The 14,778-nt window shown below is 51.7% G+C and carries 19 protein-coding genes; 4 read left to right on the forward strand and 15 right to left on the reverse strand.

Going from position 1 to position 14,778, the window contains the following annotated elements; genetic code table 11:
- Window positions 1-19 precede the first annotated feature (19 nt).
- Window positions 20-241: a hypothetical protein gene (locus tag WKJ04_RS01785; RefSeq protein ID WP_337878844.1), complete on the reverse strand. Its 222-nt coding sequence runs from the start codon at window positions 239-241 to the stop codon at window positions 20-22.
- Here WKJ04_RS01785 and WKJ04_RS01790 point away from each other — a divergent pair.
- Entirely contained in the window at window positions 233-1,147 is a 915-nt protein-coding gene (locus tag WKJ04_RS01790; RefSeq protein ID WP_337878845.1) for a cation diffusion facilitator family transporter, read from the forward strand. The genes WKJ04_RS01785 and WKJ04_RS01790 overlap by 9 nt on opposite strands.
- A gap of 55 nt (window positions 1,148-1,202) precedes the next feature.
- On the opposite strand, the gene yfbR is transcribed toward WKJ04_RS01790, so the two are convergent.
- The 4 genes from yfbR to WKJ04_RS01810 form a co-directional block, all read right to left on the reverse strand.
- Window positions 1,203-1,793 carry a 5'-deoxynucleotidase gene (gene yfbR / locus WKJ04_RS01795; protein ID WP_337878846.1) on the reverse strand — a complete coding sequence of 197 codons (591 nt, stop codon included), beginning with the start codon at window positions 1,791-1,793 and terminating at the stop codon, window positions 1,203-1,205.
- The gene (locus WKJ04_RS01800) at window positions 1,790-3,004 is read right to left on the reverse strand and encodes a pyridoxal phosphate-dependent aminotransferase (protein WP_337840130.1); all 1,215 of its coding nucleotides are present in this window, start codon (window positions 3,002-3,004) and stop codon (window positions 1,790-1,792) included. Before WKJ04_RS01800 ends, yfbR begins: the two co-directional genes overlap by 4 nt.
- A gap of 90 nt (window positions 3,005-3,094) precedes the next feature.
- Window positions 3,095-3,526 (reverse strand): hypothetical protein, encoded by a 432-nt coding sequence (locus tag WKJ04_RS01805; RefSeq protein ID WP_337878847.1) that lies wholly within the window; start codon window positions 3,524-3,526, stop codon window positions 3,095-3,097.
- Window positions 3,526-4,152 carry a hypothetical protein gene (locus WKJ04_RS01810; protein ID WP_337878848.1) on the reverse strand — a complete coding sequence of 209 codons (627 nt, stop codon included), beginning with the start codon at window positions 4,150-4,152 and terminating at the stop codon, window positions 3,526-3,528. Before WKJ04_RS01810 ends, WKJ04_RS01805 begins: the two co-directional genes overlap by 1 nt.
- A 221-nt stretch (window positions 4,153-4,373) precedes the next feature.
- Here WKJ04_RS01810 and WKJ04_RS01815 point away from each other — a divergent pair, with 221 nt between their 5' ends.
- From WKJ04_RS01815 to WKJ04_RS01825, 3 genes are read left to right on the forward strand one after another with little or no spacing between them, the layout of a single operon-like run.
- On the forward strand, window positions 4,374-5,240 hold the full coding sequence (locus WKJ04_RS01815) for a glucosaminidase domain-containing protein (protein ID WP_337878849.1): 867 nt from the start codon (window positions 4,374-4,376) through the stop codon (window positions 5,238-5,240).
- 1 nt (window position 5,241) lies between these two features.
- The gene (locus WKJ04_RS01820; protein WP_337878850.1) at window positions 5,242-5,886 is read left to right on the forward strand and encodes a DUF2987 domain-containing protein; all 645 of its coding nucleotides are present in this window, start codon (window positions 5,242-5,244) and stop codon (window positions 5,884-5,886) included.
- The gene (locus WKJ04_RS01825; RefSeq protein WP_337878851.1) at window positions 5,886-6,371 is read left to right on the forward strand and encodes a tRNA-uridine aminocarboxypropyltransferase; all 486 of its coding nucleotides are present in this window, start codon (window positions 5,886-5,888) and stop codon (window positions 6,369-6,371) included. The genes WKJ04_RS01820 and WKJ04_RS01825 overlap by 1 nt, the downstream gene beginning before the upstream one ends.
- A gap of 18 nt (window positions 6,372-6,389) precedes the next feature.
- On the opposite strand, the gene ttcA is transcribed toward WKJ04_RS01825, so the two are convergent.
- The 10 genes from ttcA to ccoO all read right to left on the reverse strand — a co-directional run bounded on the left by ttcA (window position 6,390) and on the right by ccoO (window position 14,778).
- Window positions 6,390-7,319 carry a tRNA 2-thiocytidine(32) synthetase TtcA gene (gene ttcA / locus WKJ04_RS01830; protein ID WP_337878852.1) on the reverse strand — a complete coding sequence of 310 codons (930 nt, stop codon included), beginning with the start codon at window positions 7,317-7,319 and terminating at the stop codon, window positions 6,390-6,392.
- Window positions 7,320-7,387: 68 nt separating this feature from the next.
- Window positions 7,388-8,320, reverse strand: a complete 933-nt coding sequence (uspE, locus tag WKJ04_RS01835; RefSeq protein ID WP_337878853.1) for a universal stress protein UspE — start codon at window positions 8,318-8,320, stop codon at window positions 7,388-7,390.
- Window positions 8,321-8,429: 109 nt separating this feature from the next.
- A complete protein-coding gene (gene fnr / locus WKJ04_RS01840; RefSeq protein ID WP_337840122.1) occupies window positions 8,430-9,146 on the reverse strand; it encodes a fumarate/nitrate reduction transcriptional regulator Fnr in 717 nt (238 codons plus the stop codon).
- 31 nt (window positions 9,147-9,177) lie between these two features.
- Window positions 9,178-9,861, reverse strand: coding sequence for a sulfite exporter TauE/SafE family protein (locus tag WKJ04_RS01845; protein ID WP_337878854.1), 684 nt, complete (start codon window positions 9,859-9,861; stop codon window positions 9,178-9,180).
- On the reverse strand, window positions 9,854-10,024 hold the full coding sequence (gene ccoS / locus WKJ04_RS01850) for a cbb3-type cytochrome oxidase assembly protein CcoS (RefSeq protein WP_337840120.1): 171 nt from the start codon (window positions 10,022-10,024) through the stop codon (window positions 9,854-9,856). The genes WKJ04_RS01845 and ccoS overlap by 8 nt, the downstream gene beginning before the upstream one ends.
- Window positions 10,021-12,402 (reverse strand): heavy metal translocating P-type ATPase, encoded by a 2,382-nt coding sequence (locus WKJ04_RS01855; RefSeq protein WP_337878855.1) that lies wholly within the window; start codon window positions 12,400-12,402, stop codon window positions 10,021-10,023. Before WKJ04_RS01855 ends, ccoS begins: the two co-directional genes overlap by 4 nt.
- Before the next feature lie 21 nt (window positions 12,403-12,423).
- Window positions 12,424-12,912, reverse strand: a complete 489-nt coding sequence (locus WKJ04_RS01860) for a FixH family protein (protein WP_337878856.1) — start codon at window positions 12,910-12,912, stop codon at window positions 12,424-12,426.
- A gap of 72 nt (window positions 12,913-12,984) precedes the next feature.
- Window positions 12,985-13,962 carry a cytochrome-c oxidase, cbb3-type subunit III gene (gene ccoP, locus WKJ04_RS01865; protein WP_337878857.1) on the reverse strand — a complete coding sequence of 326 codons (978 nt, stop codon included), beginning with the start codon at window positions 13,960-13,962 and terminating at the stop codon, window positions 12,985-12,987.
- A complete protein-coding gene (locus WKJ04_RS01870; RefSeq protein WP_337840116.1) occupies window positions 13,955-14,131 on the reverse strand; it encodes a CcoQ/FixQ family Cbb3-type cytochrome c oxidase assembly chaperone in 177 nt (58 codons plus the stop codon). The genes ccoP and WKJ04_RS01870 overlap by 8 nt, the downstream gene beginning before the upstream one ends.
- Before the next feature lie 5 nt (window positions 14,132-14,136).
- The gene (gene ccoO, locus WKJ04_RS01875; RefSeq protein ID WP_337840115.1) at window positions 14,137-14,778 is read right to left on the reverse strand and encodes a cytochrome-c oxidase, cbb3-type subunit II; all 642 of its coding nucleotides are present in this window, start codon (window positions 14,776-14,778) and stop codon (window positions 14,137-14,139) included.

Raw genomic sequence — 14,778 nt, forward strand, 5'->3', positions numbered from 1 at the left:
AAAATAAAACAGCAAAGGCTCAAGCAGTTGAATAAAGTGCGCATAAGAGAAGTGTGATCTGAAGTTCTTGTTCTGTATCGGAAGCGATTGGCAAAACTGTACCAGCCTCACGCATTTTTTTCAGCTGTGCAGTGATTTTTCTGTTGGCTTTGCTGCTGACAGCTGTTGGTTGACTGAGGTAACCTGACAGCCAGCCCGAATAAAGTACTGAAGACAACTGCAGGGAGACGCTATGCCCCATGATCACTCAGGTCATTCTCATTCTCACGGCCATTCCCACCATGGGCATCATCACGGCTCTGAAACGGGCAATATCGCGGTTGCCTTCTGGCTGAACTTCAGTTTCAGCATCATTGAGCTGATCGGTGGCTTGTTAACCAACAGTGTAGCGATTCTGGCGGATGCAATGCACGATTTGGGAGACAGCCTGGCCATTGCTTTTGCCTGGGCGGCTGCCAAAGTGTCTGGCAAAGCACCCAATCAAAGGTATAGCTATGGCTACCGGCGCTGGTCCTTACTCAGTGCTCTGGTCAACAGCCTGATCCTGGTGTTAGGCAGCTGTTGGATTTTGTACGAAGCTGTGCCACGGCTTTGGGACCCGGTGTTACCCCATGCGCCAGGTATGATGGCGCTGGCTGTGCTGGGGGTGTTGGTCAATGGCGCTGCTGTGCTGAAATTACGGCTGGGTAAAACTCAGAATGAACAGGTGCTGACCTGGCATTTGCTGGAGGACGTCTTTGGTTGGGTGGCAGTGTTAGTCGGCTCTTTACTGATTTACCTGACCGGTTGGGCTGTGATAGACCCGTTGCTCAGTATCGGTTTTACGTTGTTTATTTTACTGAATGTCTGGCGCAACCTGCGCCGCACCTTTGGCCTGTTTTTACAGGTATCGCCGGACCCGGCGCTGACACAGGAACTTGAAGAGAAGCTGCAGGCGCTGAATTTTGTCAGCGAGGTGCATCATTTGCATTTGTGGTCATTGGATGGTGAAAAGCATGTGTTAACGGCCCACCTGGTGTTAACTGTGGCCGAACACCCGGACTTGCCTGGGTACAAACAGCAAATCCGCGAGCTGTTGGCGCCTTACCGGCTGCAACATACGACGATCGAATTTGAGTTTGCTGCAGAAGCCTGCCGCGATCATTAAGAGTGCAGTGTGCAGAGCAGGTGCAGCGCAGCTGTACCTGCTGCGGGCTGGCCGCTTATTGACTGATTTCGTCCAGTGATAACGAAAAACTGGGCACAAAAACCTGCAGGAAGTACTTTACTTCAGGTAAATCATAGGTGGCCAGCATGCCTTCCAGCCGCTTTTGGGCAAGCACAAATTCATGATTCCCCGCAGAAATTTCTTCCAGGGTTTTACCATAAGCACATAGAGTGTCGGCCGCCTTGACCAGTTGTTTTTCCGTCTGGCTGTAACTGTCGCTGAGCAACAGACGCTCGTAATGGGCCTGTAGCTCAGGCGGCAGCATTGCCAGCAACTTTTGCTCGGCGATTTGTTCAATCTTCTTGTACTCCTGCGCTATTTGCGCATTGAAATACTTGACCGGCGTCGGTAAATCACCAGTCAGTACTTCACTGGCATCGTGAAACAAAGCCAGAGTGGCCACCCGGTCCGGATTGATTTCTCCTTGAAATAATTCGCGGCGGATAGTGGCCAGCATATGGGCAACCACCGCCACCTGGTGGCTGTGTTCAGCCACATTTTCAGTGGTGACATTGCGCATCAGGGGCCAGCGGTTAATCAGCTTCATCCGGAACAAATGGGCAAAAAAATGGCTGTTGGCTGTCATTGGGAATAACCAGTCACAAACTGACCCAGGCGACCAATGGCCATTTCCAGCTGTTCTTTATGGGGTAAAAACACAATACGGAAATGATCCGGCTCCGGCCAGTTAAAGGCGGTGCCATGCACCAGTAACACTTTATGCTGGCGCAAAAAATCCAACACAAAGAGTTCGTCGTCTTTCACTTTTATTTTTTTGCGGTCTATTTTGGGGAATAAGTACATGGCGCCTTTGGGCCGTACACAACTTAAACCGTCAATGTCGCTGACCAGCCGGTGCGCCAGATCCATTTGGTCGTACAAACGACCACCAGGTACAATCAACTCATTGATGCTCTGATAGCCACCTAATGCGGTTTGAACCGCGTGCTGACAGGGCACATTGGCGCATAACCGCATCGACGCCAGAATATTCAGGCCCTCAATATAGGACTTGGCCAGATGCTTGGCGCCGGACAGGAAAATCCAGCCAACACGAAAACCGGCAATACGGTAGTTTTTCGACAAACCGCCGAAGGTCAGGATAAATAAGTCATCCGCCAGCGCTGCCGTGCTGGTGTGTGTCGTGCCGTCGTATAAAATTTTGTCATAAATTTCATCACTCATTACCACCAGTTTGTGTTCACGGGCTATCGCCAGCAGTTCCAGCAGCATGGCGTCGCTGTAGACAGCCCCCGTCGGGTTATTCGGATTAATCAGCACCAGGGCTTTGGTCTTTTTGCTGATTTTACCGCGCAGGTCGGTCAGATCCGGCATCCAGTCGGCTTGCTCATCACAGCGGTAATGCACGGCTTTACCGCCCGCGAGGTTCACTGCGGCAGTCCAAAGCGGGTAATCAGGGGAGGGGATCAGCACTTCATCGCCATTATCCAATAATCCCTGCAGCGCCATCAGAATCAGTTCAGACACCCCATTGCCAATATAGACATCGTCGGCGTCAGCGCCGCGTATGCCACGCTGCTGGTAATACTGAGCAACGGCAACCCGGGCCGGATAGATGCCCTGAGAGTCGCTGTAGCCTTGGGCATTGGGCAGGTTATGGATCACATGCTTGAGAATTTCATCCGGTGCTTCAAAACCAAAAGGGGCAGGGTTACCAATATTGAGCTTAAGAATACGTTGGCCTTCTTCTTCCATCCGTTTCGCTTCACGTGCCACAGGGCCTCGAATGTCGTAACAAACCCCGTCCAATTTACCCGAGCGCTCAATCGTTTTCATACCACTACCCGTTTATCCCCTGAAAGTCATTGTTGTTTCGACGTTTTCACACATCCAGACGTCTTTTGCAATCACCATCAGGAAAAAAAGTCAGCGCCGAGGCAGTCGGCACTGCTGCCACTGTGGGGTAAAACGCCAATAGTGGGCTAAGGCTTGTTTTAAATCGTAAAAGCTGGTGACAGGCAAGCTTTGGCCGCTGACGCAGGCATAGGTAAAGCGGTGGCAGTTATTGCGTAACAAGTCATAGGACTGGTAACTGTACAGCTGAGAGAGCGCACGCTCTGCTGCCGCAGCTGAACCTATGATCTGGCCTGATGCTGTGGCGGCCAGATACAAATCTTCACCGGAGCGCTGGCCGACAAAACGCTCGAACGACAGCGCCCGGATCAGGCCTGAACCTGCCAGCTCAATCACCTGACCATCGCCAATATAAATGCCGCTGTGTTCAAACAGGTGATAAATTTCACAACACACCACAGCCCCGATTGGGACTGCGGTGTGCAAGGCGGAACTGTGGCGCATCACTGCTGATGATTGACCTTAATATCACCGACACCGACATTCGCGTTGAGGCGCAAAGTGCCTGAGCCTGTCAGCTTGCTGTTGCTGGTGACCATAGCCCGTTCAGTCTGATAACGGCCAGCACCACCTCGGATAGCCGTATCACCAACGCCGGCATCCAGTTCAATCTGCTGATACAGACGGGTGTCCAGTGCAAAATCCACATCACCGACCCCCACATCCACCTTGCCATTCTGGCGTAAACCTTCCACTTCGACAGAGCCGACACCTAAATCCAGCGCCAGACTCAAGTGGGCTGGCAGGCGGACAGTCCAGTTCTGTTCCACATCATCATCATCGTCGAGTTCAATGCGGATTTTGACGGTATCCCCCTGTTGGCGGACATCAATTTTGGCGGCGGATAAATCGGCTCCAAAACCCAACCAGTTGTTATCTGGTTCCAGTTCGACATCCAGAGAGATCTCTGTGCCTTCGACGACGCGGATGTCCACTTCACCTACGGCGACATCCAGTTCAAAATGCTGCAGGTTTTTACTGTCCAGTTGCTGTTGCAGTTGCACTGGCCCGGCAGCCAAGACAGTACCTGACCAGAGAACAGCAGCGGCGATGAAGCTGAGTTTATGCATGGTGTTTATCCTTATTGTTGTGAGTTAAACGGATTTATGCATAGAGTCTGCCAATTTTAAAGTTGTTATTTTTCATATGCTTATGTTGGTGTGGTGGTGGCCGATTTGGCTTTTTCACCGCAGAATAGTCGAAAAACGCATTTGAAGTGGTTAAAATACGCGCCCATTCAGTTTTGACAACAGGCTTCTTCCTTTGACGGAGAAGTTCAACAGGAGATGTGATGCCAGCTCAGGTGATCAGCAGGTTAGGGCAAGTAGCAGTTGCCGCTGTGGTGCTGTACTGCGCCGCTTATCCTTTTTTGAACCCCGCACCTGTTGAAGACATTGTGTCGTTAGAGGAATGGCAAATGCCGTCTAAACTGGCGGCACTGGATGCAGCTGATCAGCGTAAATTACTGAAACGGCTTGCTTATCCGGTCAGCATGCCTGAACTCAGTGCGGTGCCAGATTTTTCTGCCATGAAAGACGTGGACAAAAAGAAGAAGAAGTTTTTTGGTTATCTGTTGCCTTTTGTTGAACGTGAAAATGCCCGTTTGCTGAACCTGCGTCATCAGATCATTGAACTGGAACAACAGTATCAGCAACGAGAGCTGACAGTGGAAGAGTATGCATTTTTATTCAGCCTGTATGATGAATTTAAGCTGGATTACCCGGACGTCGACGCCACAGGCTTTACAGAGTTGTTAAAGCGTGTGGATGTGATCCCGGCTGAACTGGTGTTGGTGCAGGCGGCGAAAGAATCTGGTTGGGGTAGCAGTCGCTTTGCACTGGAAGCCTATAATTTTTTTGGTCAGTGGTGTTTTAAAGCGGGGTGTGGCCTGGTGCCATCGCAGCGTGGCGCAGGTAAATACCACGAAGTGGCGGTTTTTCCGCATGTTGCTGCCGCTGTGACCAGCTATTTCTATAACCTCAATACCTTCTATCAATACGAAGAGTTACGGGCATTGCGGGCGAAACAACGCAGCAATGGCGAAGTGAAAGGGCAGCACCTGGTGGCCGGTTTACTGAAGTATTCTGAACGGGGTCAGGCGTACGTCAACGAAATTGAAAAAATGCTGAGAGTGAATGATCAGCATATTGAGAGCTGATATGAAAGCCTGGATCATCGCGGCAGCGCTTTGCTGCAGCCTGCCATTGCAGGCTGACACTATTTTCAATTACGACGGCTTTTATGCCCGGATGAAAAAAAGCGAAAAGGCGCAGTTCAGTGCTATTACGCTGGCCTTTGAATTGCAGCGTGCAGGCAGCTCAGAGCCTTGTGTGGTGGACAAAGCGCTGATCACTACCGATATCAGCGAAGCCCCTTTGACTCAGGCCGCCAATGGGGAGTTGATCCTGCCTTATGATCAGCAATTGAATGACAATAAAGCGCTGATCCGCTTGCAACAGCCTGCAGGTGAAGCCCCCTGTGACCTCAATTTTAAACTGCGCTCCCGTCTGCCAATTGAGCGTGAAACCCAATTGGCTGTGTTGCAAGGGATGCACAGTCAATTTGATGCGCTGCTCGACAGCCTGGCCGGAGTCGGCAAGTACTGGTTGCCAGAAGTGCAGGGGCTGACGCTGCATTTTGCCGCTGAAGTGGTGGCCAGTTCGCCGGACCCACAGGTTCAGGCAGCACTGCATTGTGAACAGCACAGCTGCAAACTGATGTTGAACAAAGCATTGACTCAGACCGCTGTGATTCAGTTTAGCCAGACACCGCTGTACGCTACACCTTTACTTGCCAGACCCTGATGCCGCTGTATTTGCTGACACACCAGCGTGAGCTGGAAAGGCCAAGCAATACAGGGCGTTTGGTGCTGGAGGAACTGCTTGTTCATGCCAGCCTTCCCGTGACACGTCTTGAGTGGCAACGCAAAAACCCCGACCCGCATTTAGTGCAACTGGCAGAACAACAAAAGTTGTGGTTGTTGTATCCGGCCTCCGAGCCGACAGAAGCTGTGGCAAGGCCAGAGCCGTTGTGTTGGGCCAGTCAGCACTGGGTGCTGCTGGACGCCACCTGGCAGGAAAGTCAGAAGATGCTCAGGCAAAGCCCGTATTTGCAGCAGGCAAAACGGCTGAGTTTACCTGCTTCCCACTCTGTTTATCTGCTGCGGCGCAATCAGCAGGCAGGTGCTTTATGTACGGCTGAAGTGGTGGTGCAGTTGCTGGCGTTGTCTGGTTGGTCTGAGCAGAGCGCTGCATTGGCGCAGCGCTTTATGGATTTTAATCACCGCTGATCGTATTGCAGTCCTGTTTTAGCTTAATTCCACCGTCTGGATCTGTACGGCTTGCTGTTGCTCCTGGTAGTCCTCGTCGGCCAACAAGCCCACCGGAATTTTAGGCACATCGACTTTATCAAAGGCGGTGTCGCCTTCGGCCAGTGTTTCGCCACGGCGCACGGCGGCAAAATCAAACAGATTTTTGTCCAGCATATGCGACAAGGTAATATTTTGCATGGCCTGGAACATGGTCTCAATGCGGCCAGGGAAACGTTTGTCCCAATCCTGCAGCATTTCCTTGACCACCTGACGTTGCAGGCCGTCCTGTGAACCGCAGAGGTTGCACGGAATAATAGGGAAGCCTTTGGCTTCTGCGTACTTTTCAATGTCTTTTTCTTTGCAGTAGGCCAGCGGACGGATCACTATATGCTCGCCGTTGTCACTGATTAGTTTCGGTGGCATCGACTTCATTTTGCCACCGTAGAACATATTCAGAAACATAGTTTCAATCATGTCGTCCCGGTGGTGGCCTAAGGCAATTTTGGTGGCGCCGAGCTCTTTGGCGGTACGGTATAAAATGCCGCGACGCAGCCGTGAGCACAGCGAGCAGGTGGTTTTACCTTCAGGAATTTTTTCTTTGACGATGGAGTAGGTATCTTCGGTGACAATTTTGTAGTCCACACCCAGTTGCGTCAGGTAGGCCGGCAACACATCCGCCGGGAAGCCGGGCTGTTTCTGGTCCAGATTCACCGCCACAATAGAAAACTCAATAGGTGCAGACTGCTGCAGATTCAGCAGTATATCCAGCAGGGTATAGCTGTCTTTACCGCCGGACAAACACACCATCACTTTATCGCCGGCTTCAATCATGTCGAAATCCGCAATGGCCTGACCGACGTGGCGGCGCAGACGTTTGTGCAGTTTGTTCAGATTGTATTGTGCTTTGGCTTGAACTGAATGTGACATGGACTAACACCCCGACGAAAAAAGGCGCACAGTATACTGTGCGCCTTGGCTTCCGTCATCTGTGGTACTCAGTTTTTACTGAGCGGACAGACAAAATTGGCTGGTTTCACTGCCAGCACGTCGCAGTCGAGCCGGTCAATCACGTGTTCGGCTGTATTGCCGATAATGGCTGCCGACAAGCCGGTACGACCTATGGTCCCGATAACGACCATTTCAGCGTCCAGTTCAGTGGCCAGCCGGGGCAACACATCCTCTGGCATTCCTTCGGCGACATGGGTTTGCGCTTGGGGAATACCAAACTCAGCGGCCAGTTTTTGCACCGCCTGCTCGTGGTGTTGTTTCATATTCTGGTTGTAATCCTGTGGGTTAAATTCAGGAATTTCGATGGCGATGTTCACCGGCGTACCTGGGTAGGCATTTACCAGCTGCACTTTGCTGTTGAGCAAAGTGGCCAGCGCAGTGGCCTGCTGCAAAATGCGTTGGTTTAACGAGCTGTGATGCACTTGTTCACTGCCGGCGTTGACAGCCGCTATGATATTGCCTTGTTCCGGCCAGCCATGGTCCTTGACCAGCAGCACGGGGCAAGGGCACTTGCGCAGAACGTGCCAGTCGGTCGGGGTAAAAATCATCGATTTTAAAACGTCGTGATCATGGGTGCCTTTGATCACCAAATCGAACTGTTGCTCCAGCACTGCCTGAACTATGGCTTCAAAGGGCCTGTTGTGCCAGACCACCTGAATATCAATACGCAGGCCTGCGGCCTGGTATTCAGCCACCAGATCACGGATCCACAGCTCGCGGTCCGCTATTACAGCCTGCCGCATGGACTCACGCTCTTCACCGGACAACATAGTGGTCATTTCGTAGGAAAAGTCGTAAATGGATAAAAACGCAGTGAGTTGGCAGTCCTGTAGTCGGGCCAGTTCTATCGCTCTGTCCAGCGCCTTTTGCTCCACCACGGAAGGGTCGAGCACCACCAGAATGTTGGCATATGATGTCATGGTCGATCTCCTGCTTGGCGTTCGCTTTACACTAAGTGTAGCCAAGATAAGCTGATCGTCCGGTCTGGACCTTGTTTTAAATCAAGAGTCTGTGCGACTGACGGTGTATTTAACGGGCAATCACCGACTGTCCGGCTAACTGTTGCAAGGCTTCTGTGTCGATAATGGTAATGAGTTTACCATCTACCCGGATCAGCTCATCCTTATGGAATCGACCCAATAACCGGCTAATAGTTTCAACAGTCAGGCCTAAATAGTTGCCTATTTCACCTCTGGTCATACTTAAACGGAATTCTTTGCGGGAAAATCCGCGGTTGCCAAAGCGGTTGGCCAGATTGGCCAAAAAGGCTGCCAGTTTTTCTTCGGCGTTTTTGCGGTTCAGCAATAACAGCATTTGCTGGTCGCCACTAATGTCCTGACTCATCAGCCGCATCAGTTGCTGCCGAAGTTTAGGCAATTGGTCCATCAACTGGTCAATTTGTGAGAACGGAATTTCACAGACCATGGCCGTTTCCAGCGCCTGGGCATAACTGGGGTGCTGGTGCTCGCCGATGGCATCAAAGCCAATCACATCACCAGGTAAATGAAAACCGGTGATTTGCTCTTCACCTGCTTCGGTCAGGGTAAAGGTTTTAAAAGAGCCGCTGCGTACCGCATACAGGGCTGTCAGTTTTTTGCCGGATTCAAACAGGTAGTCGCTTTTGTGGTACGGTTTTTTTCGGTCAATAATTTCATCCAGGCTATCCAGTTCGGCCTCGCTCAGGCTGAAAGGCAAACAGAGTTGACTGAAACCACAATGTTGACAGTTAAGATTGGCGTGCGACATAAGACCACCCTGACTAAAGACTGGATTCAGCTTAAAAAAACCGCGGGGCAAGAGCAAGCCAAATCAGGTAAATTGCGTAAATGCCTAACAACAAAGCGGCACAAGCCCGTACCTGTGTATGATTTTTAAACCGGCTAAGCAGTGTTGCTGCTCCGCCGGATAACAAAATGGAGGGCAAAGTGCCAGCCCCAAAAGCGAGCATCAAGCAGGCGCCTGACAGCAGTTCACCACTCGCCAGTGCCCAGCCAAGCGCGCTGTACACCAGACCACAAGGCAAGAACCCCCAGCAGAGCCCGTAGGCCAACGCTTTACGGCGACTGTTCAGCGGCATCAGGCGTTTAGCCACTGGCTGAATATGGCGCCAGAGCAGAGCGCCAGCCCGTTCCAGCTGATTTAAACCAAACCAGAGCCTGGCCAGATAAAGCGCCATGGCCAACAGCAACAAACCACTGAGCAGTTTCAACCAGAACAGAGCCAGCCCCAGGCTGGCCAATAACAAGGCGCCAAAACCGGCCACCAGAGCGCCGAGCAGGCTGTAGGTCGTTAAGCGCCCCAAACTAAGCAATAACTGCAGTTCTGTGCGTCTGGTCGCAGATGAACCTGTCATGCTCAGTTGCAGTGCACTGGCCATACCGCCACACATCACCAGGCAATGTCCACTGCCTAAGAAACCAATACTGAATAAACTCAGCAGTTGCAGTGCAAACTCAGTCATCTTTTTTGGCTGTGTGTTTCGAAGAATCGTCGTCGAACAAAATGCTGTAGCCTTCTTTGTTGAGATCCTCGAACTGTTTGCTGCGAACTGCCCAGAAAAAAATAGCCAGACCCAAACAAACAAACAGAATTGCGATGGGGATCAGCACATAGATAATGCTCATGCTTTGAGTAACCTCAGTGAATTCGACACCACCAGCACCGAGCTGAATGACATGCCAATAACAGCGACCAGTGGTGAGACAAAACCACAGACAGCTAACGGAATAATCAACAGATTGTAGCCCATGGCCCACCAGAGGTTTTGTTTAATCACCCGCTGTGCCAACAGCGCGCCTTGCAGCAGCTGTGGTAACTGACGCAGGTCGCTGTGCAATAACACTACATCGGCCTGGTTTTTCGACAGGTCGGTACCGCTGTCCAGTGCCACAGAGACATGAGCGGCGTGGAATGACGGACTGTCGTTAATGCCATCACCCAACATCAGCACATGCTCGCCTTGGCGCACGGCCTGCTGAACGTGCGCCACTTTTTGCTCCGGGCTGCAGCCTTTTTCGACCCGGTCAAAAGCCAGACCGGATGCCACTTTGTCTACTTGCGCTGAACTGTCACCGGTCAGCAGCACCAGTGTTAATTTCTGCTGCTTAAGCGCTGCCAGTGTCTGGGCGGTTTCTGGCCTTAATTGATCGTCCAGTTCAACGGCCAGTTGCAACTGACCATCGATACAACAATACACCTGCGCTTCTGCGATTGTGTCACAACCACAGAAGTCAGCGCTGCCAACCTGAAGCTGGTGTTGCTGGCCGTCCGGAGTTGTCCACCGTGCAGACAGGCCTTCACCTATATGCAGCTGTACATCGGTTAACCTGTCTGTTGTATGCAGATAAGACTGAAATGCACTGGCAATAGGGTGTTCTGAATAGGTTTCCAGCTGGGCAATCAGTGCCATCAGCTGCTCTTCTGACCATGCGCTGCCGACAAGATAGGTGCGGGCCACACTAAAACGGCCTTGGGTCAGGGTACCGGTTTTATCCAGAAACAAGGTGCTTAGCTTGGGTAACACTTCCAGGACTTGTTGATTTTTAATCAGGATGCCTTGCCGGTTCAGTCGTGCCAAAGCGCAGGTTATGGCAGTTGGTGTTGCCAGAGTTAACGCACAGGGGCAAGTGGCGACCAGCACAGATAAAGTGACCCAAAAGGCCCGTTCCTGATCGATCCAGATAGACCAGACGATGAAGGTGGCGGTGGCAATCAGCAGCAGGCGCTGAATAAAAAACTGCGCCAGACGGGTGGTTTTTTCGATGATTTGTGGTTTTTGATTTAAGGTTTGCTGCTGCAGCGCAATGATCTGTCCAAGGCGTGAGCTGACCAATGCCTGAGAGACTTGTACCTGCATAATGCCATCGTGGTTCACAGTGCCCGCCAACACCATATCGCCAGGGCCTTTGGCCACAGCTTTGTATTCGCCGGTCAGCATGGACTCATCGGCTGAGCTGTGTCCCGTCAGTACCAGGCCATCTGCGGCAATGGTTTCACCTGCCTGTACCAGAATGCAATCGCCGGGCTGCAAACGTTTTGCCGGAATAATTTGCGGCTCGCTGCCACCAAGCAACCGGGCTGACACAGGCATTACTTTCAAAAGATTTCCTGTGGCGGCCCGGGCACGGGCCCTGGCGCGGAATTCAAAAAATTTTCCCAGCTGCAGCAGAAAAATAAACATGGTGACGGACTCAAAATACACCTCACCGGTTTCAAACACTGTGGCATACGCGGACGCGAAAAAGGTGTAATACACCGCCAATGTGACAGGCACATCCATATTCAGCTGACGGGTTTGAACAGCGCGCCAGGCACTTTGCGTAAAAGGTTTACCGGCATAAAACACCACAGGGGTGGCCAGCAAAAAGCAAATCCAGCGCAGGTAGCCCTCAAATTCAGGTTCAATACCGGTGTAATCACCAAAATAGAGGCCTATGGCCAGCATCATCACCTGCATACTCATAATGCCAGCGACGGCCAGACGTTTCAGAAACTGACGCAGCTCCGCTTGCTCTTGCTGCTCTTCGTTGTCGGCAATAAATGGACTGGCCTGATACCCCAACGCCTGAATTTTCTGAAGTACGTTGCTGAGTTTTAACTGCTCAGGGTCCCAGTTCAGCTGCAGGCGGGCGGTGGACGAGTTCACCGATGCCCGGTGGATAGCGGGTTCGGCATTCAGCTGCTTTTCGATCAGCCAGGCACAGGCGGCGCAGCTCATTCCGGACAACGACAGTTCGATCTCTGTGCCTGCGGCACTGCGATGAGTCAGTTCGGCCAGAACCTCAGCACTGTCATAACTTTGCAGTTTGAGTTCGTCCGGCACCAGGCTGGCTTTGCTGGCGGGAGCGGTGCGGAACCTGTAATAATCGGTGAGCCCCTGTTCGACGATGGTCTGGGCCACTGCCAGACAACCCGGGCAACAAAAGGATTGGGGTTGCCCCTCAATAGTCAGTTGAAACTGACTGCCAGTGGGGACAGGTTCATGACAATGAAAACACAACACAACAACAGCTCCTGATGGCTTTTAATAGCCAAGCGGAATTTCTTTTTCCGCCGGCAACATGGCCGTGGCTCTTAATTTCCAGTCTTTGTGTTCATCAGACACCACCAGGTTCCATTTACCGGTTAAGGTGGAGGGCAGGGTGGCCACATAGAGATTTTCTCCGCTGCGCTCTGCGGTTACCGCAAAATCTTTGGCGGCGATGGTGTTGTGGAAAAACTCCAGGTTCAGATGCTGGCCCAGCGTTTTATTCTCCTGAAAGCGCACTATCACCTGATTGCCCGCAATCAGTGTGCTGGCCTGCAGATTACGCAAGGCTGCCTCACGGTACAACGCCAGATTCATATTGATAGCCCGGCCTTCTTTGTAATAGTCATCGACCACCAGATCTGGATTGGCACCCTGCATCACGTAAATGGTGTGGCCGGCTTTAATAAAAGACACCAGCGGGAAAGCCAGCAGGATCCAGGGCCAGACTTGTTTATACCAGGGTTTATCATGGCTCAGCATCATCGGTTCTCACTTTAGAGCGTTAGATAGCACTAAGCCCCACGGGTGGGGCTTAGCTGATTCAAACCACCAGATTTATTTGGTGGATTCTTCCGGGCGGGACAAGCGGTACACATAAGCAGCGATAATATGGATTTTATCGTGGCCTAAGGTGTCTTTGAACGCTGGCATCTGACCGTTACGGCCTTTCATCAGCGTTTCTTCCACAGTACCGGCAGAACCGCCGTATAACCAGATATTGTCGGTCAGGTTAGGGGCACCAAAGGGCAGGTTATGCGCCAGGCTGCCTTTACCATCGGCACCGTGACAGGCCGCACACATACCAAACTTGGCTTTACCCGCTTCAGCGTCTTTGTCATTGACTTTACGGCCAGACAGACCCAGCACATAGGCCGTCATTTCCTTCACGCCTTGCTCACCCAGAGCTTCACCCCAGGCTGGCATTGCCGCCTTACGGCCATGCGTAATGGTTTCGACGATCTGATCCGGGGTGCCACCATACAGCCAGTCATCGTCAGTCAGGTTTGGAAAACCACGCTGACCACGGGCATCTGAACCGTGACACTGGGCACAGTTTTGCAAAAACAGACGCTGGCCTATTTTCAGTGCTGCCGGGTCATACGCCAGATCCATAATGTCGCGGCTGGTGAACTTGGCAAACTCTTTACCATAAGTTTCGTTGGCCACTTCATATTCGCGATCCAGTTGAACATTGCGGCCTTCGGCCTTGGCTGCTTCAACGGCGGCCTTCGACTCTGCCAGGTTTTTAATGCCCTGATTTGAGCTGGTCCAGTTCAGTAAACCCTTCCACTGACCGAGGCCTGGGTAGGCGGCGAAATAGTACACTGACCAGGCGATACATGCATAAAACATGTAGGTCCACCATTTGGGCAGCGGGTTGTTGATTTCTTCAATGCCGTCAAACTCATGGCCTGTTGATTCGCCTTCTTTCACCCCAACGTAGTTCTTGAGGTTCCAGGTCAGCAGCACGAAGCACAATACAATAACGGCAAGCGTTAAAACGATGATCCAAATGCTCCAAAAGCTACTCATGATCCGATTCCTGTTTCTGTTGTTGTTGTGGCTTGTCATCGGCAAAAGGCAGATTTGCCTGTTCATCGAAGTCTGGTCTGCGCTTTAACAAGAACAACCAGACCACGAGGCTGATAAAACCCACAAACACGACCACTGTAAAAATGCTGTGTAGAGTTGCGAAATCCATAGGGATTACTTCAACGCTGTGCCCAGTGATTGCAGATAAGCAATCAGGGCCTGCATTTCTGTTTTGCCCTTGACGGCTTCTTCTGCTCCGGCAATGTCGTCAGCGGAATACATCACGCCATCTTCATCGTTCGGGTGCATTTTGCCTTTGGTTAACAGGTTGAAGGTTTCCATCTTCTTCGCTGTTAATTTGCCGTCCAGAACATTCCGGTCCAGCCAGGGGTAACCTGGCATGTTGGACTGAGGCACAACAGAACGTGGATCCATCAGGTGAGCGTGATGCCAGTCATCGCTGTAACGACCACCGACACGGGCCAGATCAGGACCGGTACGTTTGGAACCCCACAGGAATGGGTGTTCCCAGACACTTTCACCGGCAACAGAATAGTGGCCATAACGCTCTACTTCATGGCGGAACGGACGAATCATCTGGCTGTGGCAGTTGGTACAGCCTTCGCGGATGAAAATGTCACGGCCTTCCAGCTGCAGTGCACTGTATGGCATTAAACCGTCCACAGGTTCAGTGGTTTCTTTCAAAAAGATCAGTGGGGTAATTTCCACTAAAGTGCCGAAACTGATGGCAACCACAGTACCAATAGCTAACCAGCCGGCGCTTTTTTCAAATTTTTCGTGATGGTTCTTAGACAC

The sequence above is a fragment of the Rheinheimera sp. genome (genome assembly GCF_037442345.1).
Classification (GTDB): Bacteria; Pseudomonadota; Gammaproteobacteria; order Enterobacterales; family Alteromonadaceae; genus Pararheinheimera.

Coding starts and splice junctions, on each gene's coding strand:
- WKJ04_RS01790 (WP_337878845.1), top strand. CDS start 233: ATGCCCCATGATCACTCAGGTCATTCTCATTCTCACGGCCATTCCCAC.
- WKJ04_RS01785 (WP_337878844.1), bottom strand. CDS start 241: ATGGGGCATAGCGTCTCCCTGCAGTTGTCTTCAGTACTTTATTCGGGC.
- yfbR (WP_337878846.1), bottom strand. CDS start 1,793: ATGACAGCCAACAGCCATTTTTTTGCCCATTTGTTCCGGATGAAGCTG.
- WKJ04_RS01800 (WP_337840130.1), bottom strand. CDS start 3,004: ATGAAAACGATTGAGCGCTCGGGTAAATTGGACGGGGTTTGTTACGAC.
- WKJ04_RS01805 (WP_337878847.1), bottom strand. CDS start 3,526: ATGCGCCACAGTTCCGCCTTGCACACCGCAGTCCCAATCGGGGCTGTG.
- WKJ04_RS01810 (WP_337878848.1), bottom strand. CDS start 4,152: ATGCATAAACTCAGCTTCATCGCCGCTGCTGTTCTCTGGTCAGGTACT.
- WKJ04_RS01815 (WP_337878849.1), top strand. CDS start 4,374: ATGCCAGCTCAGGTGATCAGCAGGTTAGGGCAAGTAGCAGTTGCCGCT.
- WKJ04_RS01820 (WP_337878850.1), top strand. CDS start 5,242: ATGAAAGCCTGGATCATCGCGGCAGCGCTTTGCTGCAGCCTGCCATTG.
- WKJ04_RS01825 (WP_337878851.1), top strand. CDS start 5,886: ATGCCGCTGTATTTGCTGACACACCAGCGTGAGCTGGAAAGGCCAAGC.
- ttcA (WP_337878852.1), bottom strand. CDS start 7,319: ATGTCACATTCAGTTCAAGCCAAAGCACAATACAATCTGAACAAACTG.
- uspE (WP_337878853.1), bottom strand. CDS start 8,320: ATGACATCATATGCCAACATTCTGGTGGTGCTCGACCCTTCCGTGGTG.
- fnr (WP_337840122.1), bottom strand. CDS start 9,146: ATGTCGCACGCCAATCTTAACTGTCAACATTGTGGTTTCAGTCAACTC.
- WKJ04_RS01845 (WP_337878854.1), bottom strand. CDS start 9,861: ATGACTGAGTTTGCACTGCAACTGCTGAGTTTATTCAGTATTGGTTTC.
- ccoS (WP_337840120.1), bottom strand. CDS start 10,024: ATGAGCATTATCTATGTGCTGATCCCCATCGCAATTCTGTTTGTTTGT.
- WKJ04_RS01860 (WP_337878856.1), bottom strand. CDS start 12,912: ATGATGCTGAGCCATGATAAACCCTGGTATAAACAAGTCTGGCCCTGG.
- ccoP (WP_337878857.1), bottom strand. CDS start 13,962: ATGAGTAGCTTTTGGAGCATTTGGATCATCGTTTTAACGCTTGCCGTT.
- WKJ04_RS01870 (WP_337840116.1), bottom strand. CDS start 14,131: ATGGATTTCGCAACTCTACACAGCATTTTTACAGTGGTCGTGTTTGTG.